The organism is Chromohalobacter sp. HP20-39, assembly GCF_033052815.1.
Classification (GTDB): Bacteria; Pseudomonadota; Gammaproteobacteria; order Pseudomonadales; family Halomonadaceae; genus Chromohalobacter.
In genome coordinates this window covers 415,933-441,568 of sequence record NZ_JAWHTP010000002.1, presented here as the reverse complement: position 1 = coordinate 441,568, position 25,636 = coordinate 415,933, and the positions used below count along the sequence as shown (strand labels likewise).

Below are 25,636 nucleotides of genomic sequence, written 5' to 3'. Positions count from 1 at the left end.
TATCCTCCTCGAAAGGGACTCGACGAATGCGCCGAATCGATGGTGGGAGTCTGGTAGGCTTTAATCATTGCTACAATCGAAAGCGTCGCAAATCTTTATTGCACAAGACGCAACTTGATGAATTTCAATTCAATGGATCGCAACACGATGGATCTCAATGCGTTGCGCGTGTTCGAACGCGTCGCCGCCACCGGTAGCTTCACCGCCACTGCGCGCCACTTTCACCGCGCGGTCTCCTCGGTATCCCGCCAGATCCGCGGGCTGGAAGAGTCGCTGGGGCAGCCGCTACTCTATCGGCATACACGCGCGGTCACGCTGACCGAGGCGGGTTGGCGCTACTACGAGGAAGTTCGTGAGATTCTGGAACGGCTCGATCTCGCCACCGAAGCCTTGGCGTATCCCGACACCGAGCCCAGTGGCGTGCTGCGGATCAACGCACCGGTCGCCTTCGGTCAGCGCCAGATCGTGCCGTTGCTGCACCGTTTCCAGCACCGCCATGCCGGTATCACCGTCGAGCTGCAGCTGAGCGACCAGGTCGTCGACCCGGTGCGCGAGGGCCATGACATCACCTTTCGGGTCGGCGACCTGGCCGACTCCTCGCTGGTGGCGCGCCGCCTGGCCCCGATGAACTACGTGGTGGCCGCCGCGCCGCGCTATCTCGACGCGCACGGCGCGCCGGAGACACCCGAGGCGCTGAGTGATCATAACTGTCTGCTCTATCAGGGCGAGATGGGCCGCCAGCGCTGGTATTTCCAGGCACCGGAACAGAGCGGCTCGACCCCGTTCGAGGTCACCGGCAATCTCTACAGCAACGACGCCGAAAGCCTCCTGCAAGCCGCGCTGATGGGACAGGGTCTGGTGCTGTTTCCGACCTGGCTCATCAGTGATGCGCTGTCGCGGGGCGAACTGGTTCCAGTTCTGGAAGCATGGCGCGGCGAGGTCATGCCCGGTCGCCGCGACATCCACGTGCTGACCACCGAACGCCGACTACGCACGCGCAAGGTGCGCGCGCTTCTGGATTATTTACTCGACTCGCTGGAACCCCAGCCCGCCTGGGATCGGTGGCGTGAACGAATAGACGCTACCCGGGCAATATCGACGAGACGCTGAACGTCGAAGTTTGAGCATCGCCCAGGCTTTACCTGACAATCGACGATATCTTGCGCCCATCTCTCGGGCGTAACTTCAACGGCCCGAGGCATCGAAAGACGACTCGGGCCGTTACGTCTGAGGCCGCAATTGCAATCGAAACAGCAATCGAAACGACACCCGGCCACAGGCAGAGGCGCTTGAACCGCGAGTGTTACTCCACCCCGTAAGCATCCACCCAATCGCCCACCGCAACCTCGGCGCACAGCGGCTGCCGATCGAGCCACTCGGCCAACACGAGGCGGTGGTCGCTATCAGTAGCGTCAGCGTCTTTGCGCGGCAGGACGAAGACGTCCAGCCGATCCGCGTCGATCCCACCGCCCATGATCAGGCCGTGCGATTCGAGTTGTGCCTCCAGAGCATCGAGAAACCGCGACGCATCGTCTTGTCCGACGTCCTGCAGACGGCATGACACCGCAAACCCAAGTACCGCGAATTGCCCCTCTTCCCGTACTACGCCCCCATCTTCCATCCCCGACATAGCGTTTTCTCCCCGACGTCCACCTGGTGGTTTCAATGGCCCGGCCCCGCTCAGTATCGCGCGCATTTTTACCTTGCGAAGCGGCTGAGCGACACGTCCCCTCAAGACCTATCGGCAAGAATAAGGAAAAACTTAAATGTTACCGGAAAATTAAAGCACCCGAGAGGGCGGCCATTCGAGGAGCGTGGCGGCCGCAAGCGACGTACACACACCACTCGCGGCTTGCCTTATGACGAGGCGGCGGGCTGCTGCAATGCCTCGCGTTTTTCCAGCCAGCGGCCGGTGGCGAAGATTGCGATGCCCAATAAGGCGAGAGAGGCGCCCACCAGGCCGGTGGATGACCACGCCAGCCCTGCCTTGATGGTCACGCCGGCCAGCCAAGCGCCGAGTGCGTTGGCCATGTTGAAGGCGGCGTGATTGAGCGAGGCGGCCATAGTCTGGGCGTCTTCGGCGACGTCCATCAACCGAGTCTGCATGGCGGGGGCGACGGCCATGCTGGTTCCGACCAACGCCACGAACAAGAAGCCTGCCCACACCGAGTTGGCGGCGAAGTAAAAGCCACCTTGCACGCACGCCACCCACAGCAGAATGAGCGGAATGCCACGCAGGAGATTCCAGTCGGCGATACGCGCACCGGCGAAATTACCCAAGATGGTGCCCACCCCGAAAATCGCCAGCACCAGCGGCCCCAGCGACTCGGCCATGCCGGCCTGCTCGGTGAGCGTGGGCATGACATAACTGAACACCGCGAACATGCCGCCGCACCCAAAACAGGCCACGCCCAGCGTGAACAGCACGCGTGGCTTGATCATCGCGCCCAGCTCGCGCTTGGGACTGGCCTGACGGTCGGCGGGCTGATACGGCACCCACAGGCGCACCATCAGCGCCGTCAGCAGCGCGATGCCGCCCACGCCGGCGAAGGCTGCCTGCCAGCCGATCAAATTGCCCACCCAGGTGGCCAGCGGCGCACCGATCAGAATCGCCACGGTCAGCCCGGTCATGACGCGCGCCACCGCCCGGGCGCGTTGATCGACGGGCACCGCCGCCGCGGCCACTAACGCCGCGACACCGAAGTAGGCGCCGTGCGGCAGGCCGGCGATGAAGCGTAATCCGACGAAGGTACCGAAATGCGGCGCCATGATACTGGCGAAGTTGCCGAGGGCGAACAGCAGCATCAGTCCGATCAAAAGCGCCCGCTTGGGTAACCGTGCCGCCAAGGCCGAGATGATCGGCGCGCCGACGACGACCCCAAGCGCGTAACTGCTGATGGCGTAGCCGACATCGGGAATCGCCACCTGAAGATCGTCGGCGACACGCCCCATCAACCCCATGATGACGAATTCACCGGTACCGATACCGAAGCCGCCCAGCGCCAGGGCCAATTCCGCCAGGCGTGGATGCGCGGCGCTGCCGGAAGGCGTCGACGCGTCTGTGGATGCGCGCATGGGCATTTTCCTGTCTTGAGGTCCTGATCTTGAGGAACGTATCGCGAAGAACGTGTCCCGAAGACAATATGTCGCGACCGATTCGCAACCTGTGAGCCGAAACGGTCAATTCTCTCAGATTTAGACTTACGTCTAAAACATAAGCGCTCTAACATGACGGCTATTGCCATCCATGACACAGAATACGCGCTCCGCCGCGCTTGGCCTGATAGGATCGAGTCAAGATTTCCCTGGAGCCATCGCCATGCCCGAGCTGATTCGTCGACCCTTCGTGTTTCTACGCCATGGCCAGAGCACCAGTAACCTGAATCGCCGGATCGCCGGCCAGCGCGATGTTCCTCTCACCGCTCAAGGCGAACGAGAAGCGCGCCAGGCGTATGCGTTGCTCGGCGATATCGACTGGCCGCTGATCGTCGCCAGCCCCCTGGAGCGTGCCCGACGCACGGCCGAGCTCGCCACCGGACGTGCCCCGCATTGTCTGATCGGAGGGCTCAAGGAACGTCATTGGGGCGAGCACGAAGAACAGCCCATTCCCGAGACGATGCCTTATCTGCTCTCGCCCGAGGGCGGGGAAAGCTGGGTGGGTTTCGTCACCCGCATCGTCGCCACACTCAACGCCCTGCTCGTCGAGCACGAGACACCGCTGGTCATCGGCCATTCCGGATTGATCCGGGTGATCCGCTATCTCGACAGCGGCACGCCGAACGGGCCGCGCACCGATAACGCCGTGCCGCAATGGGTAGCGCCATACGGAATACGCAGTTGGGAAATCCGCCCGTTACGCGAGCCAGATGTGTCGCACTTGCCACGCCTGTCGACGACGACCTGATGTGCGTCACTCGCGTCCGGCGTTGACCGACCACGCCAGCGTCTCGCCGGCCTTGAAAGGTATCAGCGTCTCGCCCTGACCGGCAGTGCGCTCGGGCATCGTCCAGGGACGGCGTTCAAGCTCAATCTCCTCGTCATTGAGCGGCAGGCCATAGAAGCGCGGCCCGTTCTCGGAGCAGAATGCCGCGAAGTGTTCGAGCGCACCCTCCTCCTCGAACACGTCGGCATAGACGGCCAACGACGCCTGGGCGTTGAATACGCCGGCGCAACCGCAGGCCGCTTCCTTGGCGGCGACCACGTGCGGTGCCGAGTCGGTGCCCAGGAAGAACCGGGGATGCCCGCTGGCCACCGCCGCGCGCAACGCCCGCTGGTGCTCGGCCCGCTTGAGGATCGGCAGGCAATACAGATGCGGACGGATACCGCCCACCAGCATGTCGTTGCGGTTGTGCGCCAGATGCTGCGGCGTCAGCGTTGCGGCCAGATTGGCATCGCCCTCGAGGACGTACTGCGCGGCATCGCCGGTGGTGATGTGCTCGAACACCACCTTGAGAGCCGGAAAGCGCTGGCGTAGCGGAGTCATCACCTCGTCGATGAAATACTTCTCGCGATCGAAGATATCGATCTCGCCGCGCGTGACTTCGCCATGCACCAGCAGCGGCATGCCGATCCGCTGCATCACCTCGAGCAGCGGGTAGATGTCCGCGACGTGCTTGACGCCATGCTGCGAATTGGTGGTGGCATTGGCCGGGTAGAGCTTGGCCGCCGTCAGCAAGCCACTGGCATGCCCCGCCTCGAGTGTCTCGGCAGAGACGCTCTCGTTGAGGTAGCAGGTCATCAGCGGCGTGAAGTCATGACCCGTCGGCACTGCCTCGAGAATCCGCGCGCGGTAGGCCTCGGCCGCCGCCAGCGTGGTGATCGGTGGCATCAGGTTGGGCATCACGATGGCGCGCCCATAGACCCGACTGGTGGCAGGGAGTACCAGGCGCATCACGTCGCCGTCTCGCAGGTGAAGATGCCAGTCGTCGGGGCGGCGGAGGCGAAGACGGGTGGGGGACTCGGACATTCTCAGGCTCCTGGGCACGGGCGGAAAAACGGACGAAAAACGCTTAACGCACCGCCGTGGCGGCACGCTGACGCTGCAATGATACCAAAGCGACGCCCGCCAGCGCGGCCACGCCGATAGCGAACCCCACTCCGGTGGTTTGCAGGCCGACGAACCGCGCCACCAGGCCGATGCCCACCACGGGAATCGAAATCGCCACATAGACGACCACGAAGAAGGTCGACGTCACCGCGCCGCGCTGATTCAGCGGGCAGACTGCCGCCACGGCGCCCAACCCGGCGCGAAAGGCGATGCCCTGCCCCAGGCCGACGACCAGCGCTCCCAGCAGGAAGATCCAGAGCGTCGCCCACGCCAATCCGGCCCCGACGAGCAGTGCACCGACGATCACCACGGCACACCCCAGCGGCAGGCGATGCACCTCGGGTAGGCGCCCCTGTACGAACTGTCCCAGCGTCGAGGCGAAGAAGACGCAGCCCGCCACCAGACCGATCGCCAGCAGGTTCGAGTACCCCAGCACCTGGCTCATGAAGGCCGGTGCGGTGGCGGTGAAGAATCCCAGCACCGCAAAGCCGGCGAACCCGGCGATCACCGCCGGCACGAACACGCCACGCACCTCGGCGGGCACCTTCAGGCGCTGGATGCGCAGACGCACCCGGGGCGGCCGCGTCACGGTTTCCGAGGCCATGGCAACGCCCAGCACGGCGAGCAACAAAAGCCCCAGGTGCACGGCATACGCCAAGTGCAACGGCCACACGGCATATTCACCCAAGGCACCCGCGACCACCGGCCCCAAGCCCAGGCCACCCATGTTGGCGGCGGTGGCGACGAAGGTCGCCGCGCGCTTCCAGGCCTCGGGTGCCAGCTCAACCACGGCCACTGTCGCCGTGCCGGTGAAGATACCGGCCGAAATACCCGACAGCACGCGCCCTACCAGCAGCGTGGAAAGACCATCGGCCGCAAGGAAGACGACATCGCTAAGCGCCGCCGCCGCCAACCCCGCAAACAGTAGCGGACGGCGCCCCAACTGATCCGACCAACGTCCGGTGATCAACAACGCGGCGATGACACCCACAGCATAGGCGGCGAAGATCACCGTAATGACGAGCTGCGAGAAGCCGAAAGCCGCCTGATAGCCTGGGTAGAGCGGTGTCGGCAGCGTCGTGCCCAGCATGGTCACGAGAAACGCGAAGGCGACCCCGGCAAAGGCCAGCCGCGTCGTCGATTCACTTGAGGACAAACCAGTCGGGGACATGCAAAAGGTTCCTTGTCAGATGACGCGCACCCTGCGCGATGTCGGCAGGACACAAAGTGTATGCGATAATGCTCGTTTCCCCAGAAGCGGCTCAATCGGACACGCCCTATGCCCACTCAGCTTCCGTCAAAAGGGACACTCTACATCGTCTCGGCGCCTTCCGGTGCGGGCAAGACCAGCCTGGTACGCGCCCTGCTCGAACGCATCGCGGGCATCCAGGTCAGCGTCTCGCACACCACGCGCGCCATGCGCCCCGGCGAGCACAACGGCGTCAACTACCACTTCGTCGACGTCTCGACCTTCGAGCGCCTGATCGAAAGCGGCGATTTCATCGAGTATGCGCGGGTCTTCGACAACTACTACGGCACCTCGCGCGCCGCCGTACAGGCCCTGCTCGACGCCGGCCAGGACGTGATCCTGGAAATCGACTGGCAAGGCGCCCGCCAAGTGCGTGCAGCCTTCGACGAGGCGGTCTCGGTGTTCATCCTCCCGCCTTCCCGGGAAGCACTCCACGCGCGGCTTGCCGGGCGCGGTACCGACGACGAGGCGACCATTGCCCGGCGCATGCGCGACGCAGTCGACGAAATGTCGCACTATGACGAATACGAACATGTCATCATCAACGACACCTTCGCGCATGCGCTCGACGAGCTGAGTTGCCTGGTGCATGCCGAGCGGACTCGCGTAAGCCGCGTCCAGGCCGCCCACGCACCGCTACTGGCGGCGCTCTTGTCACGCGTGGAAGACGTCGAGTAGACTCAAGGGTCCTTCCGTAGGTCCGGCGCAAGCCGTTTTCATTTCTCGATCAGGGTTCACACTCATGGCACGCGTTACCGTAGAAGATTGCCTCGACAACGTCGATAACCGCTTTCAGTTGGTGATGATCGCCACGCAGCGTTCACGTCAGCTCGCTCGCGGCTCGCGCGATGCGCTACTGCCTTGGGAAAACGACAAGCCCACGGTCATGGCGCTGCGCGAAATCGCGGCCGGCCTGGTCGATGTCAGCATTCTCAACGAAGTCGTCGATCCGCCCGCTCCCAAGCCGCGTCCCGAACGAGAGTACAACGACTAAGTTCTCTCCATTCTCGAAGGCGCGCGCTATGTTCACCATCGACGACCTCGCGGACCGACTCGGCGGCTACCTGCCCCCCGAAGAGATTCTGCACGTCAAGCGCGCCTTCTACTATGCCGAACAGGCCCATGACGGCCAACGGCGGCGATCCGGCGAACCCTACGTCACGCATCCGCTGGCGGTCGCCAACATTCTCGCCAACATGCACATGGACCACCAAAGCCTGATGGCCGCCATGCTGCACGACGTCATCGAGGATACCGGGGTCACCAAGGAAGCGCTGGCCAAGCAGTTCGGCGACCCCGTGGCAGAACTGGTCGATGGCGTTTCCAAGCTGACTCAAATCACCTTCGAGGACAAGGCGGTCGCCCAGGCGGAGAATTTCCAGAAGATGGTCCTCGCCATGTCCCAGGACATCCGCGTGATCATCGTCAAGCTCGCCGATCGCCTGCACAACATGCGCACCCTCGGGGCGCTGCGTCCGGACAAGAAACGCCGCATCGCCCGCGAGACGCTGGAGATATACGCTCGCATCGCCAGCCGCCTGGGTATCAACACCATCCGCGTCGAGCTCGAGGATCTCTCGTTCCAGGCAATCCACCCGATGCGCGCCGAACGCATCAAACGCGCCGTCACAAAAGCGCGCGGCAATCGCCGCTCGATGATGCGCCAGATCCAGGACAGCCTGCAGAAGTGTCTTGACGATGACACGCTGGGCGGCAGCGTGGTGGGCCGCCAGAAACACCTGTTGTCGATCTACCGCAAGATGCGCGATCAACGCAAACCCTTCGCCGAGATCATGGACGTGTTCGGGTTTCGCATCATCACCGACGATGTCGACACCTGTTACCGCATCCTCGGCGCAGTGCACAATCTCTACAAGCCGGTGCCGGGACGCTTCAAGGATTACATCGCCATCCCCAAGGCCAACGGCTACCAGAGCCTGCATACCACGCTGTTCGGCCCCAACGGCATGCCCATCGAGGTACAGATCCGTACCCGCGAGATGGAGGCGATGGCAAACAACGGCATCGCCGCGCACTGGCTGTACAAGGCCGGTCAAACCGAGCGCCCCATCGGCGCCGGCAGCCATGCCCGGGCCCGCGAATGGGTCCGCGGCCTGCTCGAGATGCAGCGCCACGCCGGCAACTCCCTGGAGTTCATCGAACACGTCAAGAACGACCTGTTCCCCGACGATATCTACGTGTTCACGCCCAAGGGCGACATCATGGAGCTCCCCGGCGGCGCCACGGCAGTGGACTTCGCCTACAGCGTGCATACCGACATCGGCAACAGTTGCATCGCCTGCCGCATCGACCGCCATTTGGCGCCCCTGTCCTCGACCCTGGAAAGCGGCCAGACGCTGGAGATCATCACCGCTCCCGGCGCTCGGCCCAACCTGGCTTGGCTCAATTTCGTGGTCACCGCCAAGGCGCGCTCGGCGATCCGCCACGCTATCAAGCATCAGCAGCGCACTGAATCCGTGCAACTGGGCCGACGCCTGCTCAACCGCGCGCTGAGTGCCTTCGAGACCAGCCTCGAGGAACTGCCCGAGAATCGCTTGGCGGCGATACTCGAGGAGCTCGACCTCAAGCACGAGGACGATCTGCTCGAATCGATCGGGCTCGGCACGCGTATGGCCTACGCCATCGCGCGCCGTCTTCTGGAATGCAACGCGCCTTCGAGTGCCGAGGAAGTCGCCACGGCACCGGGCTCCGGCGTGCCGATCGTGATCAACGGCGCCGAGGGCATGGTCATCAGTTTTGCGCGCTGTTGCTATCCGCTGCCCGGCGACCCCATCGTAGGCCATCTATCGGTGGGCAAGGGGATCGTGGTGCACCGCCATGATTGTGGTAACCTGCAGGAACTGCGTGACGACCCCGACAAGCTTTTCGCCTTGGCGTGGTCGCAGCAGATCGATCAGGATTTTCCGGTGGCGCTGCGACTCCACGTCGAGACGCGGCGCGGCCTGGTCGCCGAACTGGCCGGCCTGGTGACCGATGCCGATGCCAACATCGAACGCATCGGCATCGAAGAACGCGACGCACGCTTGTCGATCATCAACTTGACGTTGGCCGTCCACGACCGCGTGCATCTGGCAAGTATCATGAAACGACTGCGCAACCTGCCTCACGTCGGCAAGATCACTCGCGTTCGCAGTTGACACCGTGGCGACCGACCCGCCGCCAGCAGGAGCGGCGGGTCGGTCGTTTCGTTTTTACGGCCCGGCGCGCCCGCTCATGCGGACGCGGCGGCGTCGTTATTTTTGTCCATCGCAATGCGCACATCGCATAACGACAAGGAGCCATGCCATGAGTAACAAAGCCGTCATCAATACCGAGCAGGCGCCGGCCGCCATCGGACCCTACTCGCAGGCCATCAAGGCCGGCAACACCGTGTACATGTCCGGGCAAATCCCACTGGACCCTGGCACCATGGAGCTCGTCGCCGAGGGTTTCGAGGCCCAGACGCGCCAGGTCTTCACCAACCTTCAGGCCGTCTGCCACGAAGCCGCCGGCTCGCTGCAGGACATCGTCAAGCTCAATATCTACCTGACCGACCTGAGCAACTTCGCCGTGGTCAACCAGATCATGGAAGAGTACTTCCAGGCGCCCTATCCGGCCCGCGCGGCAGTCGGCGTCAAGGAACTGCCCAAGGGCAGCCAGGTGGAGGCCGAAGCCGTCATGGTCATCGGTGACTGAGAGCGGATCATCCAGCCGATGCCCGACGATTGAAGACGCTCGGGTAGATGTTCAAACACGCGCGGTTTCCGGCAATTCGCCACGCAGCTTGCTCACATCCGCGCGTGGCGGCACACCGAACAGGCGGCTGTATTCGCGGCTGAAGTGGGAGGGGCTTCCGTATCCCACGCGGAAACTGGCGGTGGCCGCCTCCATACCCTCGGAGAGCATTAATCGGCGCGCTTCATGCAGCCGCAGTTTCTTCTGAAACTGTACCGGCGACATCCGCGTGACCTGTTTGAAGCTATGGAACAACGACGACTCGCTCATGTTGACCATGTCCGCCAGATCGCGCACGCGCAGCGGCTCGGTGAAGCGATCCTTGAGCACCGTGATCACCTTGGAAATTCGGTGCGTCTGGGTGTCTGCCACTGCGAACTTGCGCATGTGCACGCCGATCTCGCCGATCAGGGCGCGGTAGAAGATCTCGCGTCTTACCAGCGGTGCGAGAATGCGAATGTCCTGTGGCGGTGAATCGAGCAGATTAACCAACCGCAGTACCGCCACTACCAGATCCTTCTCCGCCTGTACCCTGCTCAAACCACAGGCGTTCTCCGGGCATTCCTGCGGCGCCACCTCGGCCATCCCCTCACCCAGCTCCAGCACCAGGTCGGTGATTTCCTGCGGTTCGACGGCAATTTTCAAACCCAGATAGGGCTTTTGCGGTGACGCCTCGGTGACCCTGCCCAGCACCGGCAGATGCACCGCCGATACCATGCAGCTCAGCGGCCCGTAATCGATTTTTCGATCTCCCAGCCACACCGTCTTGCTGCCCTGCGCGATCAGGCAGAGCGAAGGGTCGTAGACCGTCGAGCCGATGCAGTTGTTGAGAGAGGCATCGGCCCGTATCAGTTCCAGCCCGGGCACCGACGTGGCGGACAAACCCTCCCGAAGCGCCCACTTCTGTATCTGCGATGCCAGAGCATCCGCCAACCGGCCGAGTTCCCCGTCGAGTTCTTCGCAGATAGGTTGCTCGGTACTCACGTCGTCGCCCTCTGGTGGGTCGGTAAATTCTCAATCTTGGATGAATCGTGAGTATATGCCGGCATTCCCGCATTTTGATGACAATTTGGCGATTCATGCAGGATTGGGCAAGACCTTTGAAGGAACGGGCAAGTCGAGGGAAATTCTCCTGAGTTCGCAGTGACCATCGAGCGTCCCTACATTTCGACTCAACGATCTCGACAGAATTAGGCAATCAATGCGGAGAAACCCGATAACGCGCTCTCGCCCTGGGACCGTACATTGATCGTCCATGATCCCACGCTGGCGCTCGCGATCTCGCGGGTCGACGGCATCTTTCACGGGGACCTCGACGCTATCAGCTGAATGGCGGTTTTCTCTCTCGGCTCGGCCAGTCGTCGAATTCGATACCGGCTTGCCGTTACCCGCCAAAGCGCCGATCCGCCGAGGCGATGGATAGGGATCGACGACCGGTCACATTAAAAGCGGAGTCAAAAAATGAAGAAGCTTGACGATCAACGCTTGTCGAAAACGCGTCTGGCGCGTGGCCTGGGCGTGATGCTCGTCATCGTCCTGCTGAGCGGTTGCGACGCTCATGGCGAGGCAGACTCCGCCGACACACCCCCGCCTCCGGAAGTCGACGTGGCCCAGGTCCTGGTGGAACCGGTGACGCTGCGCGAGACCTTCACCGGTCGCGTGGCATCACCGCAGACCGTCCAGCTGCGGGCAAGGGTCAGCGGCTATATCGACGAGGTGGCCTTCGAGGAAGGGGCCCTGGTCGAGGCGGGTGACCTGCTGTTCCGTATCGATCCCCGCCCTTACGAAGCCCGCGTGCAGGCGGCGAAGGCGGCGTTGGCCCAGGCACAAAGTCAGCGCCGGCTCACCGACGTCGAGGCCGGTCGATCCCGCCAACTGATCCAGAAACACATGATCTCCCAGGAGCAGCACGACCAGCGTCAGGCGGCGGCGCTCAATGCCCGGGCGCAGGAAGCCGAGGCCGAGGCCGCGCTGACCAGTGCCGAACTGGATCTGCAGTACACCCGGGTCACCGCGCCGGTAACGGGTCGCACCGGGCGAGCCATGGTCACCAAGGGCAATCTCGCCAGCGCCGACCAGACGCTGCTGACCACGCTGGTGTCGGTCGACCCCTTGTACGTCTACTTCGACAGCAACGAAGCCGAAGCCCCCAGCGCTCAAGTACTGCTGAATCAAGGCAAGGCCGTCACGCTACGCATCGGCCTGACCGGCGAAACGGGCTTTCCCCATCGGGGGCAGCTGGATTTCGTCGATAACCAGATCAACGCGGATACCGGCACGCTGCGCTATCGCGCCGTCCTAGCCAACCCGGTTGGCGCATTCCGGCCGGGGCAGTTCGCGCGGGTGGAAATGCCCGTCGCCAATCTGGCGGAGGCGATGCTGGTGAATCGTAAGGCGGTGCTTGCCAATCAGGACCGGCGCTTCGTCTACGTGGTCGGCGACGACGACACGGTGACGCCGCGTCAGATCCAGATAGGCCGCGAAGTGGGTGACCTGGTGGTGGTCCGCGACGGCCTCAAAACCGGCGAGCGCGTGGTCGTCAACGGCACCCAGAAAATCTTCGCGCCCGGCATGCCGGTGGCGCCGAACCCGATCGCCATGCGCGAACCGACCGTGGGCAACGACGTCGCTGTCAATCACCCCTAGCGCTTCCAATCGTTTCACTTTCGAACGCGTCTTTCCCAAGTGCCCCTCTCCCCGGAATGACAAGACGCAGCGGGCATCGTCCCCGCCGCCCAGGAGCCTGCTGTCATGAATTTTTCCCGCTTTTTCGTCGACCGGCCGATCTTCGCGGCGGTGCTCTCCATCGTCATCTTCGCGGTGGGGGCGATCTCCATTCCCAACCTACCGGTCGGCGAATATCCGGAGGTGGTACCACCGTCGGTACTGGTCCGCACCACCTACCCCGGCGCCAATCCCAAGGAGATCGCGGAAACCGTAGCGACGCCGCTGGAGGAGGCGATCACCGGCGTCGAGAACATGATGTATTTCAAGTCAGTGGCCGGCTCCGATGGCGTGCTGCAGATGACCATCACCTTCCAGCCCGGCACGGATCCCGAACAGGCCACCGTGCGCGTCCAGAACCGGGTCAGCCAGGCGCTGGCGCGCTTGCCGGAAGCGGTGAGGCGACAGGGCGTGACCACCCAGAAGCAGTCCCCCACCTTCCTGATGGTGGTGCACCTGGTCTCGCCGGATGACAGCTACGATACCCTCTACCTGCGCAACTACGCGCGCCTGCACGTACGCGACCAGCTGGCGAAGATCTCCGGCGTCGGCGAGGCGCAGCTGTTCGGCGGCGGCGATTACGCCATGCGCGCCTGGCTGGATCCCGACCGCATCGCCTCTCACGATCTCACCGCCGGCGACGTGGTCGACGCCATGCGCGAACAGAACGTCCAGGTCTCCGCCGGCCAGATCGGCGCCGAGCCGATGCCGGACAGCGACTTCCTCACCCTGATCAACGCCAAGGGCCGCCTATCCACCGAGCAGGAATTCGGCAACATCGTGCTCAAGGTCGGCGAGGATGGTGAAATCCTGCGGCTTCGCGATGTCGCCCGTCTCGAGATGGGCGCGGGCGATTACACCCTGCGCTCCCGGCTGGACGGCAAGGAGGCGGTGGCGATCGGCATCTTCCAGTCGCCCGGCGCCAACGCCCTGCAGATTCGCGACCAGGTGGTCCGGACCATGGACGAGCTGGCCGCCCGGTTCCCGCCGGGAGTGGAATATCGCACCGTCTACGACACCACGCTGTTCGTCAGCGACTCGATCCGCTCGGTGATTCAGACCCTGCTGGAGGCGATACTGCTGGTCGTGCTGGTGGTGACGCTGTTCCTGCAGACCTGGCGCGCGTCGCTGATTCCGCTGCTGGCGGTGCCGGTCTCGGTGGTGGGGACCTTCGCGGTGCTGTTGCTGCTGGGGTATTCGATCAACACCCTGACCCTGTTCGGGTTGGTGCTGGCGATCGGTATCGTCGTCGACGACGCCATCGTGGTGGTGGAGAACGTGGAGCGCAACATCGGTCAGGGGCTGGCGCCGCGGGCCGCCGCCCACCGGGCGATGCGCGAGGTGTCCGGGCCGATCGTCGCCATCGGCCTGGTGCTGTGCGCGGTGTTCGTGCCGATGGCGTTCCTCTCCGGCGTGACCGGCCAGTTCTACCGCCAGTTCGCGGTCACCATCGCCATCTCGACGGTGATCTCGACGATCAACTCGCTGACCTTGTCACCGGCCCTGGCGGCGATGCTGCTCAAGCCCCACGACGCGCCCAGGGACCGTCTGACCCGGGTGATCGACGTCCTGTTCGGCTGGCTGTTCCGGCCGTTCAACCGCTTCTTCAACACCGGCTCCAAGCGCTACCAAGGCGTGGTCTCGAGCAGCCTGCGCCGGCGTGGCGCGGTATTCGTGGTCTACCTGGTCCTGCTGGGGGCCACCGGCTATCTGTTGAAGATCGTGCCGCCCGGGTTCATTCCGGTCCAGGACAAGATGTACCTGATCGCCGGTGTGAAGCTGCCGGAGGGCGCCTCGCTGGATCGCACCGATGACCTGCTGCGCCAGGTGGTGGATATCGCCATGGAGACCGACGGCGTCGAACACGCCATCTCGTTCCCCGGCCTCAACGCACTGCAGTTCACCAACACCGCCAACACCGGGCTGGCGTTCCTGACCCTGAAACCCTTCGATCAGCGCACCCGCACCGCGGCGGAGATCAACACCGAGATCGCCGGCAAGATCAGTGGTCTCAAGGACGGCATCGCGTTCTCGTTCATGCCGCCACCGATCCTCGGGCTGGGCAACGGTTCGGGCTATCAGCTTTTCATCGAGGATCGCGGCGGGCTCGGCTACGGCCCGCTGCAGGAGGCGGTGACCGCCTTCCAAGGGGCGGTGGTACAGACACCAGGCATGAGCTATCCGATCACCAGCTATCAGGCCAACGTACCCCAACTCGATGCCGAGGTGGACCGACTCAAGGCCAAGACCCAGGGCGTAGCGGTGAGCGACCTGTTCGATACCCTGCAGACCTACCTGGGCTCCACCTACATCAACGATTTCAACAGCTTCGGACGCACCTGGCAGGTGATTGCCCAGGCCGACGCGCCCTATCGCGACAGCGTCGAGGACATCGCTCGCCTGCGTACCCGCAACGCCCAGGGCGACATGGTGCCGATCGGCTCGATGATCGATATCCGCCAAAGCTTCGGCCCCGATCCGGTGCTGCGCTTCAACGGCTACCCGGCGGCGGACCTGGCCGGCGAAGCCGACCCGCGGGTACTCTCCTCGCCCCAGGCAATGAGCGTTCTGTCCGATATCGGCGAGCGGGTACTGCCGGATGGCATCGACTTCGAATGGACCGACCTCAGCTACCAGCAGTCCACCCAGGGCAATGCCGCGCTGGTGGTATTCCCGCTGGCGGTCCTGCTGGTGTTCCTGGTGCTGGCCGCGCTCTACGAGAGCTGGACGTTGCCGCTGGCGGTGATCCTGATCGTGCCGATGTGCCTGCTGTCGGCGCTGGTCGGCGTCAGGATCTCCGGCGGCGATACCAACGTCTTCGTCCAGGTGGGGCTGGTGGTGTTGATCGGGCTGGCCTGCAAGAACGCTATCCTGATCGTCGAGTTCGCCCGCGAACTCGAGTTCCAGGGTCGCAGCGTGGTGGAGGCGGCGCTGGAGGCCTGCCGCCTGCGACTGCGCCCGATCATCATGACCTCGATCACCTTCACCGCCGCGGTGATACCGCTGGCGCTGGGCCATGGCGCCGGCGCCGAAGTACGCCAGGCCCTGGGCATCGCGGTGTTCGCCGGGATGCTCGGCGTGACCCTGTTCGGGCTCTTCCTGACGCCGGTCTTCTACGTCGCGCTGCGCAAGCTGGCCGGCCCGCTCAGCCAGGATCACGGCTCGACGATGGAAGGCGAAGATCATCGGCCGAAAAACGACCCTGCGTGATCGAGGGGCACGGTCATACCAGCCAACCGTTGGCAGGATGGGGAACGATGCGCCACCCTGCCAACAACGCCACCGGGAGCCGATATAGTGAACGTTCCGCGCCGACTCTTCTTCGCCGTCTGGCCCGACGACGCCCTGCGCGCGCGCCTGGCAACGCTGGCGACACGTCTCCAACGCCATTGCGGGGGGCGCACACCGGTCGTCGATAACCTGCATCTCACGCTGGGATTTCTGGGTAATGTACCCACGACGGAGATCGCGTCCCTACAGGCATTGACCGAGCGCCTGACGCTGCCTGCCGGCGAGTGGACACTCGACCGCTACGGCTATTTTCACAAACCGCGCCTGGCATGGCTCGGCGGTCCGCCGACAGCCACACTGAACCTGTGGCACGCGCGTCTTGGCGAGGCCCTGGCAGCGAGCGGTCGGCCGCTGCCGTCCTCGCATGACTACCAGCCGCACGTCACGCTACTGCGCCACGCCGAGAAGGCGCCGCCGTCAACGCTCGAGGCACCCGAATGGACCTGGCCGTTGACGCGGCTGACGTTGGTGGAATCGATTCTCGACGGCACTCGACCCGTCTATCGGGTGCTGGCCGAGTGCCCAGCGACAGCGACGGCAAGTCGCCGGGACTAGGATCAGGCGGACTCGGATGCCTGGCGATGCGCCTTTATCACCTCGGTATAGCCTTCGCGAAAGGTGGGATATCGAAATTGGTAGCCAGTACCCAGCAAGCGTGAGTTGTCACAGCGTTTGCTGGCACGTCGCCGCAGCGGCGATTGAATGGTCTCGGTGAGTTCGACCTTGAGTTTGCCGGCCATCCATGTCATCACTTCGTGCAAGGGCGTCGGCTCGCAGTCACTGGCTAGATAGAGTGCCTCCACCGGCTTGTCATCGAGGGTCAAGGCGATCAAGTGCGCCAGCACGCCGGCACAGTCGTCACGGTGGATACGGTTGGAATACATCGGCGGGTTCGCCGCCGCAACGCGTCCTTCCTTGACCTGGCGGATCAACCCATCGCGCCCCGGGCCATAGATCCCCGAAAAGCGCACCACGGTGCCAGGCATGGGATGATCGAGCAGCGCCTGTTCGGCCTCACGCATCAAGAGTCCCGAGAACCCGGTGGGCGCGGTCTCGGAGGTTTCATCAACCACTTCGCCCGCCTGCTGGGCATAGACGCCGGTCGATGAGACGAAAAACACGCGCTTGGGTTGCGTGGCACGCGTCTCGAGTTCGCCGAGCACGGCCTTGAGCCCCTTGGGATACGCTTCGGTATAGGCGTTTTCGTCGAAGCGCGCAGCGCTTAGGATATAGACGACAGTATCCGCGTCGGGCAAGCGAGCCAGCGCGGCGGGATCCGTGACGTCCGCTGCGAGGCCCTCGATACCGGTTTCCTTGAGCGGCGCGATATGGCGGCGCACGCCGATCACCCGCTGACCGGCGTCGATCAGACGCTTGCCTAGCTGGATACCAATGTCGCCACAGCCAATAATCAGAGTCGTTTTCTTCACCTTTCCCTAGCCTCTTGGTAAAAAGTCCTTAGCAAAAAGTCCCTTGCATCGATACCTTAGTGAATCCATCGCGTCGCTCAGGAGGCCCGAAAAGGCCCAGATCATGACCCTAACAGAACTTCGTTATATCGTAACCTTGGCTCAAGAGCACCATTTCGGGCGCGCTGCCGAGCGCTGCTACGTCTCCCAACCCACGCTCTCGGTGGCCGTCAAGAAGTTGGAAGACGAGCTGGGCATCGCCTTGTTCGAGCGTTCCAAATCCACCGTACAGGTCACGCCGCTGGGCGAGAAGATCGTCGCTCAGGCACATCGCGTGCTGGAACAGGCCGGCCTCATCAAGGAAATGGCCACCGAAGGCAAGGACCAACTGGCGAGCCCTCTGCGCATCGGTGCGATCTACACCATCGGCCCGTATCTGTTTCCACACTTGATCCCCGAATTGTCGCGCCACGCACCGCAGATGCCACTGTACATCGAAGAAGGCCTGACGGGAGACCTGCGTCGCAAGTTACGCAGCGGTGAATTGGATGCCGTGATCGTCGCACTACCGTTCAATGAGCCGGATGTGCTGACCAAGACGGTCTACGAAGAACCGTTCGAAGTGCTGTTACCCAGCGGGCACCCATGGACGCGCAAAGCCGCTATCGACAAAGAGGAACTGCTTGATGAAAAGTTGCTGCTGCTGGGCGAGGGACATTGCTTTCGCGATCAGATTCTCGAGGCTTGTCCCGCCATCAACAACCAGCTCAACAATCCAGGCAACACCCTGACCGCCGAGGGCGGCTCGCTGGAAACCATTCGCCACATGGTGGCTTCAGGGCTTGGCATCACGGTGCTGCCCAAATCGGCCATCGGGACCGGCCATTACGAAGCGGGACTGCTCGAAAGCCGCCCCTTCGCCAATAGCGTGCCCAGCCGTACGGTGGCCATCGCCTGGCGCGCCAGCTTCCCCAGGCCCAAGGCCATCGATGCCCTGACCGAGGCCATCGATACGTGCCAGCAACAGCGTATCCAGGCGGCATGAGCACCGCAATAAAGACTCTAGATGCACCGGTCAGCGAACTCACCGGCGTGGGCGAGGCGCTGGCCGCCAAACTTGCCCGGCTGGGCATCACAAGCATCGCCGACATGCTCTTCCACCTGCCGCTGCGGTATCAGGATCGCACGCGCATCACGCCCATCGGCACCCTGCGCGCTGGCACCGAAGCCGTGGTCGAAGGCGACATCGCCGCCGCCGATGTCGTCAAGGGACGGCGACGCAGCCTGCTGGTGCGCCTCAAGGACGGCTCGGGCATCCTCAGCCTGCGCTTTTTCCATTTCTCGCCCGCGCAGCAGCAGCAATTCACGCGCGGACTGCGTGTGCGTGCCTTCGGCGAGGCCCGTGCCGGTGCCACGGGCCTCGAGATCTACCATCCCGAGTACCGCTTGTTGCAGCAGGAAGACGCCCCGGTAGAGGAACACCTGACGCCGATCTACCCCACCACCGAGGGCTTGACCCAACCACGCCTGCGCGGGCTGATCCAGCAGGCGCTCAAGCGGCTCGACGCCGCGCCCGATGTCTTGCCAGACTGGATTCCCGACGCCCTGCGCCAGCGCTTTCGCCTGCCCGGGCTGCTCGAGTCGCTGCGCTACCTCCACGAGCCACCCCCCGAGGCGCCGGTGGAACGCCTCGCCGAAGGCCGTCATCCGGCCCAGCGCCGCCTGGCATTGGAAGAGCTGCTCGCCCATCAACTCAGCCTGCGGCAGGTGCGTCTGCGCATCCAGACCGACAGTGCACCCGCACTGGCCGGCGGACGTAGCCTGCAGGCGCGTTTCCTGACCCAATTGCCGTTCTCGCTGACCGGTGCGCAGCGCCGGGTTCTCGACGAGATCGGCCACGACCTGGAATGCGCCACTCCCATGCTGCGCCTGGTCCAGGGCGATGTCGGCTCGGGCAAGACCGTCGTCGCTGCCATGGCGGCACTGGCAGCCATCGCCGGTGACTGCCAGGCGGCCATCATGGCGCCTACCGAGATCCTCGCCGAGCAGCATTATCGCAACTTCCGCGATTGGTTTGCGCCGCTGGGGATCGAGGTCGGCTGGCTGGCGGGTAAACTCAAGGGCAAGGCGCGTCTGGATACCAAGGCGGCGATCGCCGATGGCCGCATTCAGGTCGCAGTGGGCACGCATGCGCTATTTCAGGACGACGTGCATTTTCACCGCCTGGGTCTGGCGATCATCGACGAACAGCATCGCTTCGGCGTTCACCAGCGCCTGGCGCTGCGCCAGAAGGGTGAAGCCGGCGGCCTCACGCCGCACCAGTTGATCATGACCGCCACGCCGATTCCGCGCACACTGGCAATGAGCGCCTACGCCGATCTCGACCTGTCGATGATCGACGAGCTACCGCCTGGACGCACGCCGGTCAAGACGGTGGCGGTGCCCGACGAGCGTCGTCCCGAGGTGGTCGAGCGCATTCGCCGCGCCTGCGCCGAGGGCCATCAGGCTTACTGGGTGTGCACGCTCATCGAGGAGTCCGAAGCCTTGACCTGCCAGGCCGCCGAGGCAACCCATGAGCACCTCGGCGAGGCACTGCCCGACCTGGCCATCGGCCTGGTGCACGGGCGCATGAAAGCGGCGGAAAAAGCCGAGGTCATGGAGGCCTTCAAGGCGGGCGAGCTGGATCTTCTCATCGCCACCACGGTGATCGAGGTCGGCGTCGACGTGCCCAACGCCAGCTTGATGATCATCGAAAACCCCGAGCGCCTGGGGCTCTCGCAGTTGCATCAGCTACGCGGCCGCGTGGGGCGCGGCGCCACCGAGAGCTTCTGCGTGCTGCTGTATCATCCGCCGCTTTCACAGCACTCGCGGGAACGGTTGGGGGTGATGCGCGATACCACCGATGGCTTTCGTATCGCCGAGAAGGACCTTGAGCTGCGCGGCCCCGGCGAGGTCCTCGGCACTCGCCAGACGGGCCTGGCGCAGATGAAGATCGCCGACCTGGAGCGCGATCGTGACCTGCTCGACACCATCAGTCCCCTGGCGCGCGCGCTGCTCGACGAGGCACCGGAGGCCGCCACGCCCTTGATTCGGCGTTGGCTGGGCGAAGACGCCGGACATTACGGGCATGTCTGACTCCAGGCGGGTAAGGTGAGCGCTTCGGTCGTCATGACGACGCGGGATCATCCTCGGCCTGGCCTGCCTGGCGCTCCCACTTGCCCGCCTTGGCCAGTGCCATGATGACCTCGCGGGCGATGGCGCGCTGACTCGGCGGCAAACCGGCGAAGGCTTCCAACGTTTCGCGTTCGCGATAACTCAGCGCTTCCCACAGATGGTCGCTCTCGTGGACGCGGTGCTGTGTCGGCGCGCCGAAACGCAAGGCTGCCGGCGGCACTTTCAGCCACTCGGCGAGGACCACGAGCTTGTCCTGAGTGGGCAGCGTCTCGCCGCGCAGCCAGCGGCGCACGCCGTGCAGCGTCACGGGACGCCCCGGATTGCGCAGATTGAACTCACGCTCCAGAACGGCGGGCTTGGGCGCATAGCCGGCCTGTTGCATGGCCTCGCGCAGGCGTTGGGCGAATTGGGTCTTGGCATCTTCCATGCCTGCACAGTAAGGCGTCTCGACCCCAAGCGACGTAACCATTGCGTTGCTTTTTTGAAGATCGAACAACACTAACGGTTACGTTGCATGGCGTCGATTATCCCCCGATAGCAGTGACTTACCCGTGATGCCGTCACTCACGCGAGGCCTGCGTCGACAAACGTCCCGCCGCCTCGCTCAGTGCGACGAGCTGGCGACTGATCAACGCCAGCTGGCTCTGCAGCAAACGGCGTTCATCACAGGTTTCCTCGGCGGCGGATGCCTCCAGCAGGCCAGCATGCCGCGACAGGGAGTCCTGGCACGGTTCGACCGTTTCGCCCGCAGCGAGCTGGCGTGCCACGCGCGCCAGCGTCTCAGCCACGTCATCGGCCGCCTCTGTCACCACCGCATTATCATCGCCCGCAGCGCCAGCCGTTCCACGGTGAGCGCCCAGCGCCGAGAGATAACTCAGCAAGGTGTGTGAATGCACCAGAAAACGCAGCCCGACATCGGCGTCCTTGCGAAAGTGGCCCGGCTCCAACAGCACATTACCCAGCGTCGTGGAAAGCGCCGCGTCGGCGTTATGGGCATTGCGCCGCGCCAGCCGATAATCGAGATCGTCGCGTTTGCCACGCGCGTACTGGCCGAGGATTGCGCGCAGGTAGGCCGCACTGGCCTCGAGCGTCGCCGCCGCCTGGCGATGCAGCCCGCGCCCTTGCCAGTCGGGCAGGATCACCAGCACTGCCAGGCCCGCGATGGCGGCGCCCAGCAGGGTATCGAACAGACGCGGCCAGATCAGCCCAAAGCCGTCGCCGACTTGATTGAAGCAGCACAGCACCATCAGCGTGATGGCGGCCGTCGCCAGCGTGTAATGATGTGCCCGCATGGCGAAGAAGGCGACGCCGGCAGCCACCGCAATCAACGCCTGGATAGGCTCGCCGGGAAACAGCGTGATCAGCGCCCAGCCGGCGACCAGGCCCAGCACTGTGCCCTGGATGCGTTGGCGCAGGAAACGCCGCGTGGCCCCGAAATTGGGCCGGCACACGAACACGCTGGTGAGCAGGATCCAGTACCCTTGAGTGGGATGGATCCAGTGCAGCAAGCCATAGCCCACTACCAGTGTCACGCTCAAGCGTAGCGCATGGCGAAACACCGGTGACGCCAGACTGACATGCGCATGGAGACGTTCGACGACATCGTGCAGCCCGCGTGGCGAGCGGTCGAACAGACTGCTGTCCTCATGATCGGCCCGCGCATCGGGATTGTCGGCACCGGCCAACTTGTCTTCCAGCGTGGCGAGGTTATCGGCCAGCGCCGACAGCGAGCGCAGCAGGTCGCGCCATTCGTCGCGTCGCTGGGCATGCAGGTTGTTCAGAGATGCGTTGAAATCCTCCAATGCCTGGGCGCTGGGACCGTGATCGAAGGGACGGTCGAGCAGCAACGCACGACTCAAGGCCTTGCAGGCACGCCCTTGCTGATCGAGTAGGCGCTGGGCGCGAAAGAGGATGTCGTGATGGAAAAATGCTTCGGCCAGCGCACCATACGGATAATGCGAGGAACTCGCCCGCTCGTGGATATCCTGCGCGATGAAGTAGAGCCGCAGGTAGCGATTGAGTTTGCGTCCGCCTCGCTGTCCTTCGAGGCGGCGGAAAATCATCTCCTTGCTCTGGTTGAGTGCCGCCACCACGCGGCCATTCTGCTGGGCCAGCGCCAGACGCTGCTGCTCGATATCCATCCCTCTCAGCGGCTCGAAAAGCGCCGACTTGAGGCGCAAGTAAACGCCCAACTCGCGAAAGACGTGCGCCAGGCTCAACTTGAGCGGATGACGCGAAAACAAGGCGCACCACACCACCGAGATCGCCCCGTACCAAGCCGCGCCCGAGACCAGCAGCAACGGCTCGCGCCATAGCTCGCCCAGTGCCACACCGCCGTGCTGCTCGAGGCTGATCATGGTGTAGATGGCGAGAATCAAGGTCGCGGTGGCGATAGTCGCATAGCGCTGTCCTACCGCACCGAGCATGGTCATGCCGAAACTCGACACACCAAGGCCCACCGCGAAGATCACGGGATGCGCAAACGTCAGCTCCACCGACACTGCGGCGACGGCGAAACACACCAAGGTCACCAGCAGCGCCTGCAGGCGTCCCTGCCAGGTATCGTCGGTCTCTGCCAGGGCACTGGCGATGATGCCCAGGAACAGCGGGATCAGCTTGCCCATGTCGTCGAGATACCAGCACAGCGCCATGACCCCGGTCAGGGCGATGAATACACGCAGGCTGTAGGCGAAGGACTCCAGGGTCCAGAGGCGTCTAAGCGGTTGGGTCAACGACGTCGGCAGCATATCTCTCGGTCGAGCGGTCACAAGCCAGGAAGTCGCGCCATGCACGACACTACGACGTTAGTATAACGAAACCGACCGAGCCAGGGCGACTTGCATCGGGTGGCGGGTGCTAGCGCAGGTGCTTGAGCAACCCTTGTAGCCGCTCCAGGTCGCGCGAATCGCCGACCAGACGCAAACGACCGCTTTGCAACCCGTCGAAGAACGCACGCGCCGTAGGGCGCTTGAGAAACGCCACGCCGGCATGGGCATCGCGAAAGCGCAATTCCAGATCAAGATCGATGGGTAAGCCCGGCGCGTCCTCGATGGCCTCGGGGCGCATGCGGTAATGGCGCGCGAGGCTGAGATCCTCGGTGGCGACGCCCCAATCGAAGCGTTGCATGTCCGAGAGCTTCTGCTGAAAACGCGGATTGCGACGTCGAGCACGCTTGAGCATGACACCCAACAGCCACAGCATCAGACGCAGTTTCATGCGCGCCTCGCCACATAGAAAAAGAAGGGAAAGGAGAAGAAATTGCACGGAGCGCCGGTGGATAGATGGCCCGAACACTCCGTGCCATCACTCACTTCACGGCGTCCTTGAGCGCCTTGCCGGGCTTGAACGCCACGGTCTTGCTCGCCGGAATGGTCAGCGGCTTGCCCGTCTGCGGATTCTTGCCGGTGCGCGCGGCACGCTCGCGTACGGTGAAGGCACCGAACCCGATCAGCGAGACATCCTGGCCCTTGGAGACGGTACCTGTGATCTCATCGAGAATGACATTAAGGACCTGACTGGCCTTGTCCTTGGAAAGATCGGCACGATCGGCGATCGCCGCGGCGAGTTCTGGCTTGCGCATAAAGCCCTCCTGGTTTGGCAACGAATGCGACATCTCTTTGATATCGCTTGTTGTTTTTCAATGAGCGAAACAAACGCCACGCCATCGGCGCAGCGCTGACACTACCCACCTAATGCGCCAGACCGGTACCTACCGGCATGACGACCTAAGCTAGGGTAGCAACGGCGGGGCGGCCCGCGCCAGCTCGACTTTCCGACGTACGCAAGCGCCTGTCAATGCAAACCCCAGCAAATAGCCGTTTTCATCCTCGGCGAGCGCACTGAGATCGTCGCCCTCGCCCTCGATCCGCCAGCGTGCCGGTGCCTGCCGCGGCGGCAGGACCACCACCGGGCATGACGGGGTCTTGACCAGTACTGGCCAGGCACCGTAAGCGACCGGCGTCGGCGTCCCGGTCAGGGTCGCTGCCAGCGCCTTGGCACTGGCTTGAAGCGGTTGCACGTACATGGCATTGAGCCCCGCCACGCAGGCGCAATCGCCCAATGCATGAATGCCGGGCTGCACGGTCGCCAGGTAGCGGTCAGTCTGGATACCCGCCTCGGAAACCGCGAGCCCGGCGGTATCGGCCAGTGCGGTACGCGGCGAGAGGCCGGTGGCGATCAACACCAGGTCGGCGGACAATGCCTCACCATCGTCCAACACCAGCGAGACTGCCTCGTCATCACGCTGGAGCTGCGCGAGGCTACGTCCCAGGCGCAGGTCGGCGCCCGCCTTGCCCAGCGCGGCCCCCAGCACCTGACCCAGCGGCAGCGGCAGCAGACGCGTCAGCGGCGTTTGCTCAGGCGCGACGAGCGCCACGCGATGCCCCCCGGCAAGCAGATCGTCGGCGAACTCGCAGCCCACCAGTCCGGCGCCGACGATCGCAACGCGCGCGGCGCCGCCATGGTGCGACAAGACGGCATGAAAACGCCGATAGTCGTCGAGGTCGTTGATAGTGAAGACGCGATCGCGCACGTCGTCAGACACCGTGAAGGGCGCGCTGGGCGCGGCCCCGGTGGCCAATACCAGCTCGCCGTAAGGAAGGCGTTCCGCGCCGATGGCCAGTGTCTGCGTTCGCGGATCGATGGCATCGACCCGCGTGTGCGTGCGCACCGTCATCTGGAGCGCATCGGCCACATCGATGGGGGAACGCATCGCCAAACGCTCAGGCGGCATGCCCTTGGCGAAACCCGTCGACAACAGCGGTTTCGAATAGTCGGCGCCGCTATCGGCGGTGATCAGGGTGATGGCACGCCGCGCATCGCGAGCACGTACCTGCCGGGCCAGGCCCAGGCCAGCCATGCCGCTGCCGACGATGATCAAGGGGTCGCTCATTGGCGCCTCGTGCTACGCATGACAAAAGGGGGACGACGCAACGATACGACAGCGCGGACGCCGCAATAGCGCATCGTACACGCATGATACACTAATGTACTTTAAGCCTGATCTTA

Annotated in this window: 22 protein-coding genes; 11 read left to right on the top strand and 11 right to left on the bottom strand. The window is 63.9% G+C overall.

Annotated elements, in window-relative coordinates; all coding sequences use genetic code 11:
* The first annotated feature begins 147 nt into the window (after nt 1-147).
* Entirely contained in the window at nt 148-1,110 is a 963-nt protein-coding gene (locus RVY79_RS05575) for a LysR family transcriptional regulator (RefSeq protein WP_317463241.1), read from the top strand.
* A gap of 193 nt (nt 1,111-1,303) precedes the next feature.
* On the opposite strand, the gene RVY79_RS05570 is transcribed toward RVY79_RS05575, so the two are convergent.
* Nucleotides 1,304-1,630: a 50S ribosome-binding protein YggL gene (locus RVY79_RS05570; RefSeq protein ID WP_317463042.1), complete on the bottom strand. Its 327-nt coding sequence runs from the start codon at nt 1,628-1,630 to the stop codon at nt 1,304-1,306.
* A 227-nt stretch (nt 1,631-1,857) separates the two neighbouring features.
* A complete protein-coding gene (locus RVY79_RS05565) occupies nt 1,858-3,075 on the bottom strand; it encodes an MFS transporter (protein ID WP_317463041.1) in 1,218 nt (405 codons plus the stop codon).
* Between the two features lie 244 nt (nt 3,076-3,319).
* Here RVY79_RS05565 and RVY79_RS05560 point away from each other — a divergent pair, with 244 nt between their 5' ends.
* Nucleotides 3,320-3,904, top strand: a complete 585-nt coding sequence (locus RVY79_RS05560; RefSeq protein ID WP_317463040.1) for a histidine phosphatase family protein — start codon at nt 3,320-3,322, stop codon at nt 3,902-3,904.
* Nucleotides 3,905-3,910: 6 nt separating this feature from the next.
* On the opposite strand, the gene pyrC is transcribed toward RVY79_RS05560, so the two are convergent.
* Together pyrC and RVY79_RS05550 are read right to left on the bottom strand one after the other, a co-directional pair.
* Nucleotides 3,911-4,966 carry a dihydroorotase gene (gene pyrC / locus RVY79_RS05555; protein ID WP_317463039.1) on the bottom strand — a complete coding sequence of 352 codons (1,056 nt, stop codon included), beginning with the start codon at nt 4,964-4,966 and terminating at the stop codon, nt 3,911-3,913.
* Nucleotides 4,967-5,009: 43 nt separating this feature from the next.
* On the bottom strand, nt 5,010-6,218 hold the full coding sequence (locus RVY79_RS05550; protein WP_317463038.1) for an MFS transporter: 1,209 nt from the start codon (nt 6,216-6,218) through the stop codon (nt 5,010-5,012).
* Nucleotides 6,219-6,326: 108 nt separating this feature from the next.
* Here RVY79_RS05550 and gmk point away from each other — a divergent pair, with 108 nt between their 5' ends.
* From gmk to RVY79_RS05530, 4 genes are all read left to right on the top strand, one after another.
* A complete protein-coding gene (gene gmk / locus RVY79_RS05545) occupies nt 6,327-6,974 on the top strand; it encodes a guanylate kinase (protein WP_317463037.1) in 648 nt (215 codons plus the stop codon).
* 64 nt (nt 6,975-7,038) lie between these two features.
* Complete coding sequence (gene rpoZ / locus RVY79_RS05540) at nt 7,039-7,290, top strand: DNA-directed RNA polymerase subunit omega (protein WP_317463036.1); 252 nt, start codon at nt 7,039-7,041, stop codon at nt 7,288-7,290.
* A 28-nt stretch (nt 7,291-7,318) separates the two neighbouring features.
* Nucleotides 7,319-9,454, top strand: coding sequence for a bifunctional GTP diphosphokinase/guanosine-3',5'-bis pyrophosphate 3'-pyrophosphohydrolase (spoT, locus tag RVY79_RS05535; RefSeq protein ID WP_317463035.1), 2,136 nt, complete (start codon nt 7,319-7,321; stop codon nt 9,452-9,454).
* Nucleotides 9,455-9,602: 148 nt separating this feature from the next.
* Complete coding sequence (locus RVY79_RS05530) at nt 9,603-9,992, top strand: RidA family protein (protein ID WP_317463034.1); 390 nt, start codon at nt 9,603-9,605, stop codon at nt 9,990-9,992.
* A gap of 51 nt (nt 9,993-10,043) precedes the next feature.
* On the opposite strand, the gene RVY79_RS05525 is transcribed toward RVY79_RS05530, so the two are convergent.
* Complete coding sequence (locus tag RVY79_RS05525; protein WP_317463033.1) at nt 10,044-11,015, bottom strand: AraC family transcriptional regulator; 972 nt, start codon at nt 11,013-11,015, stop codon at nt 10,044-10,046.
* Between the two features lie 477 nt (nt 11,016-11,492).
* Here RVY79_RS05525 and RVY79_RS05520 point away from each other — a divergent pair, with 477 nt between their 5' ends.
* From RVY79_RS05520 to thpR, 3 genes are all read left to right on the top strand, one after another.
* Nucleotides 11,493-12,677: an efflux RND transporter periplasmic adaptor subunit gene (locus RVY79_RS05520; RefSeq protein ID WP_317463032.1), complete on the top strand. Its 1,185-nt coding sequence runs from the start codon at nt 11,493-11,495 to the stop codon at nt 12,675-12,677.
* Between the two features lie 105 nt (nt 12,678-12,782).
* On the top strand, nt 12,783-15,965 hold the full coding sequence (locus RVY79_RS05515) for a multidrug efflux RND transporter permease subunit (protein WP_317463031.1): 3,183 nt from the start codon (nt 12,783-12,785) through the stop codon (nt 15,963-15,965).
* Between the two features lie 87 nt (nt 15,966-16,052).
* Entirely contained in the window at nt 16,053-16,601 is a 549-nt protein-coding gene (thpR, locus tag RVY79_RS05510) for an RNA 2',3'-cyclic phosphodiesterase (RefSeq protein WP_317463030.1), read from the top strand.
* Between the two features lie 2 nt (nt 16,602-16,603).
* Here thpR and RVY79_RS05505 read toward each other — a convergent pair whose 3' ends face one another.
* Nucleotides 16,604-17,476, bottom strand: coding sequence for an SDR family oxidoreductase (locus RVY79_RS05505; RefSeq protein WP_317463029.1), 873 nt, complete (start codon nt 17,474-17,476; stop codon nt 16,604-16,606).
* A gap of 103 nt (nt 17,477-17,579) precedes the next feature.
* Here RVY79_RS05505 and RVY79_RS05500 point away from each other — a divergent pair, with 103 nt between their 5' ends.
* Together RVY79_RS05500 and recG are read left to right on the top strand one after the other, a co-directional pair.
* Nucleotides 17,580-18,500 carry a hydrogen peroxide-inducible genes activator gene (locus RVY79_RS05500; RefSeq protein ID WP_317463028.1) on the top strand — a complete coding sequence of 307 codons (921 nt, stop codon included), beginning with the start codon at nt 17,580-17,582 and terminating at the stop codon, nt 18,498-18,500.
* Nucleotides 18,497-20,590 carry an ATP-dependent DNA helicase RecG gene (gene recG / locus RVY79_RS05495; protein WP_411161703.1) on the top strand — a complete coding sequence of 698 codons (2,094 nt, stop codon included), beginning with the start codon at nt 18,497-18,499 and terminating at the stop codon, nt 20,588-20,590. The genes RVY79_RS05500 and recG overlap by 4 nt, the downstream gene beginning before the upstream one ends.
* A gap of 31 nt (nt 20,591-20,621) precedes the next feature.
* Here the strand turns inward: recG and RVY79_RS05490 are convergent, their stop codons facing one another.
* From RVY79_RS05490 to RVY79_RS05470, 5 genes are all read right to left on the bottom strand, one after another.
* Nucleotides 20,622-21,098, bottom strand: a complete 477-nt coding sequence (locus RVY79_RS05490; RefSeq protein ID WP_317463027.1) for an XRE family transcriptional regulator — start codon at nt 21,096-21,098, stop codon at nt 20,622-20,624.
* A 91-nt stretch (nt 21,099-21,189) separates the two neighbouring features.
* The gene (gene yccS / locus RVY79_RS05485; RefSeq protein WP_317463026.1) at nt 21,190-23,376 is read right to left on the bottom strand and encodes a YccS family putative transporter; all 2,187 of its coding nucleotides are present in this window, start codon (nt 23,374-23,376) and stop codon (nt 21,190-21,192) included.
* Nucleotides 23,377-23,485: 109 nt separating this feature from the next.
* Entirely contained in the window at nt 23,486-23,845 is a 360-nt protein-coding gene (locus tag RVY79_RS05480) for a hypothetical protein (protein ID WP_246894880.1), read from the bottom strand.
* Nucleotides 23,846-23,936: 91 nt separating this feature from the next.
* Nucleotides 23,937-24,209: an HU family DNA-binding protein gene (locus tag RVY79_RS05475; RefSeq protein ID WP_040240342.1), complete on the bottom strand. Its 273-nt coding sequence runs from the start codon at nt 24,207-24,209 to the stop codon at nt 23,937-23,939.
* Nucleotides 24,210-24,359: 150 nt separating this feature from the next.
* Complete coding sequence (locus RVY79_RS05470; protein ID WP_317463025.1) at nt 24,360-25,520, bottom strand: FAD-dependent oxidoreductase; 1,161 nt, start codon at nt 25,518-25,520, stop codon at nt 24,360-24,362.
* Nucleotides 25,521-25,636 lie beyond the last annotated feature (116 nt).

Bases quoted from the DNA above. Each gene is read 5' to 3' on its own strand.
- RVY79_RS05515 (WP_317463031.1), top strand. From the start codon at position 12,783: ATGAATTTTTCCCGCTTTTTCGTCGACCGGCCGATCTTCGCGGCGGTG.
- RVY79_RS05565 (WP_317463041.1), bottom strand. From the start codon at position 3,075: ATGCGCGCATCCACAGACGCGTCGACGCCTTCCGGCAGCGCCGCGCAT.
- RVY79_RS05490 (WP_317463027.1), bottom strand. From the start codon at position 21,098: ATGGTTACGTCGCTTGGGGTCGAGACGCCTTACTGTGCAGGCATGGAA.
- RVY79_RS05500 (WP_317463028.1), top strand. From the start codon at position 17,580: ATGACCCTAACAGAACTTCGTTATATCGTAACCTTGGCTCAAGAGCAC.
- RVY79_RS05570 (WP_317463042.1), bottom strand. From the start codon at position 1,630: ATGTCGGGGATGGAAGATGGGGGCGTAGTACGGGAAGAGGGGCAATTC.
- gmk (WP_317463037.1), top strand. From the start codon at position 6,327: ATGCCCACTCAGCTTCCGTCAAAAGGGACACTCTACATCGTCTCGGCG.
- RVY79_RS05550 (WP_317463038.1), bottom strand. From the start codon at position 6,218: ATGTCCCCGACTGGTTTGTCCTCAAGTGAATCGACGACGCGGCTGGCC.
- RVY79_RS05560 (WP_317463040.1), top strand. From the start codon at position 3,320: ATGCCCGAGCTGATTCGTCGACCCTTCGTGTTTCTACGCCATGGCCAG.
- RVY79_RS05470 (WP_317463025.1), bottom strand. From the start codon at position 25,520: ATGAGCGACCCCTTGATCATCGTCGGCAGCGGCATGGCTGGCCTGGGC.
- RVY79_RS05520 (WP_317463032.1), top strand. From the start codon at position 11,493: ATGAAGAAGCTTGACGATCAACGCTTGTCGAAAACGCGTCTGGCGCGT.
- yccS (WP_317463026.1), bottom strand. From the start codon at position 23,376: ATGCTGCCGACGTCGTTGACCCAACCGCTTAGACGCCTCTGGACCCTG.
- pyrC (WP_317463039.1), bottom strand. From the start codon at position 4,966: ATGTCCGAGTCCCCCACCCGTCTTCGCCTCCGCCGCCCCGACGACTGG.
- RVY79_RS05475 (WP_040240342.1), bottom strand. From the start codon at position 24,209: ATGCGCAAGCCAGAACTCGCCGCGGCGATCGCCGATCGTGCCGATCTT.
- recG (WP_411161703.1), top strand. From the start codon at position 18,497: ATGAGCACCGCAATAAAGACTCTAGATGCACCGGTCAGCGAACTCACC.
- RVY79_RS05530 (WP_317463034.1), top strand. From the start codon at position 9,603: ATGAGTAACAAAGCCGTCATCAATACCGAGCAGGCGCCGGCCGCCATC.
- rpoZ (WP_317463036.1), top strand. From the start codon at position 7,039: ATGGCACGCGTTACCGTAGAAGATTGCCTCGACAACGTCGATAACCGC.
- spoT (WP_317463035.1), top strand. From the start codon at position 7,319: ATGTTCACCATCGACGACCTCGCGGACCGACTCGGCGGCTACCTGCCC.
- RVY79_RS05575 (WP_317463241.1), top strand. From the start codon at position 148: ATGGATCTCAATGCGTTGCGCGTGTTCGAACGCGTCGCCGCCACCGGT.
- RVY79_RS05480 (WP_246894880.1), bottom strand. From the start codon at position 23,845: ATGAAACTGCGTCTGATGCTGTGGCTGTTGGGTGTCATGCTCAAGCGT.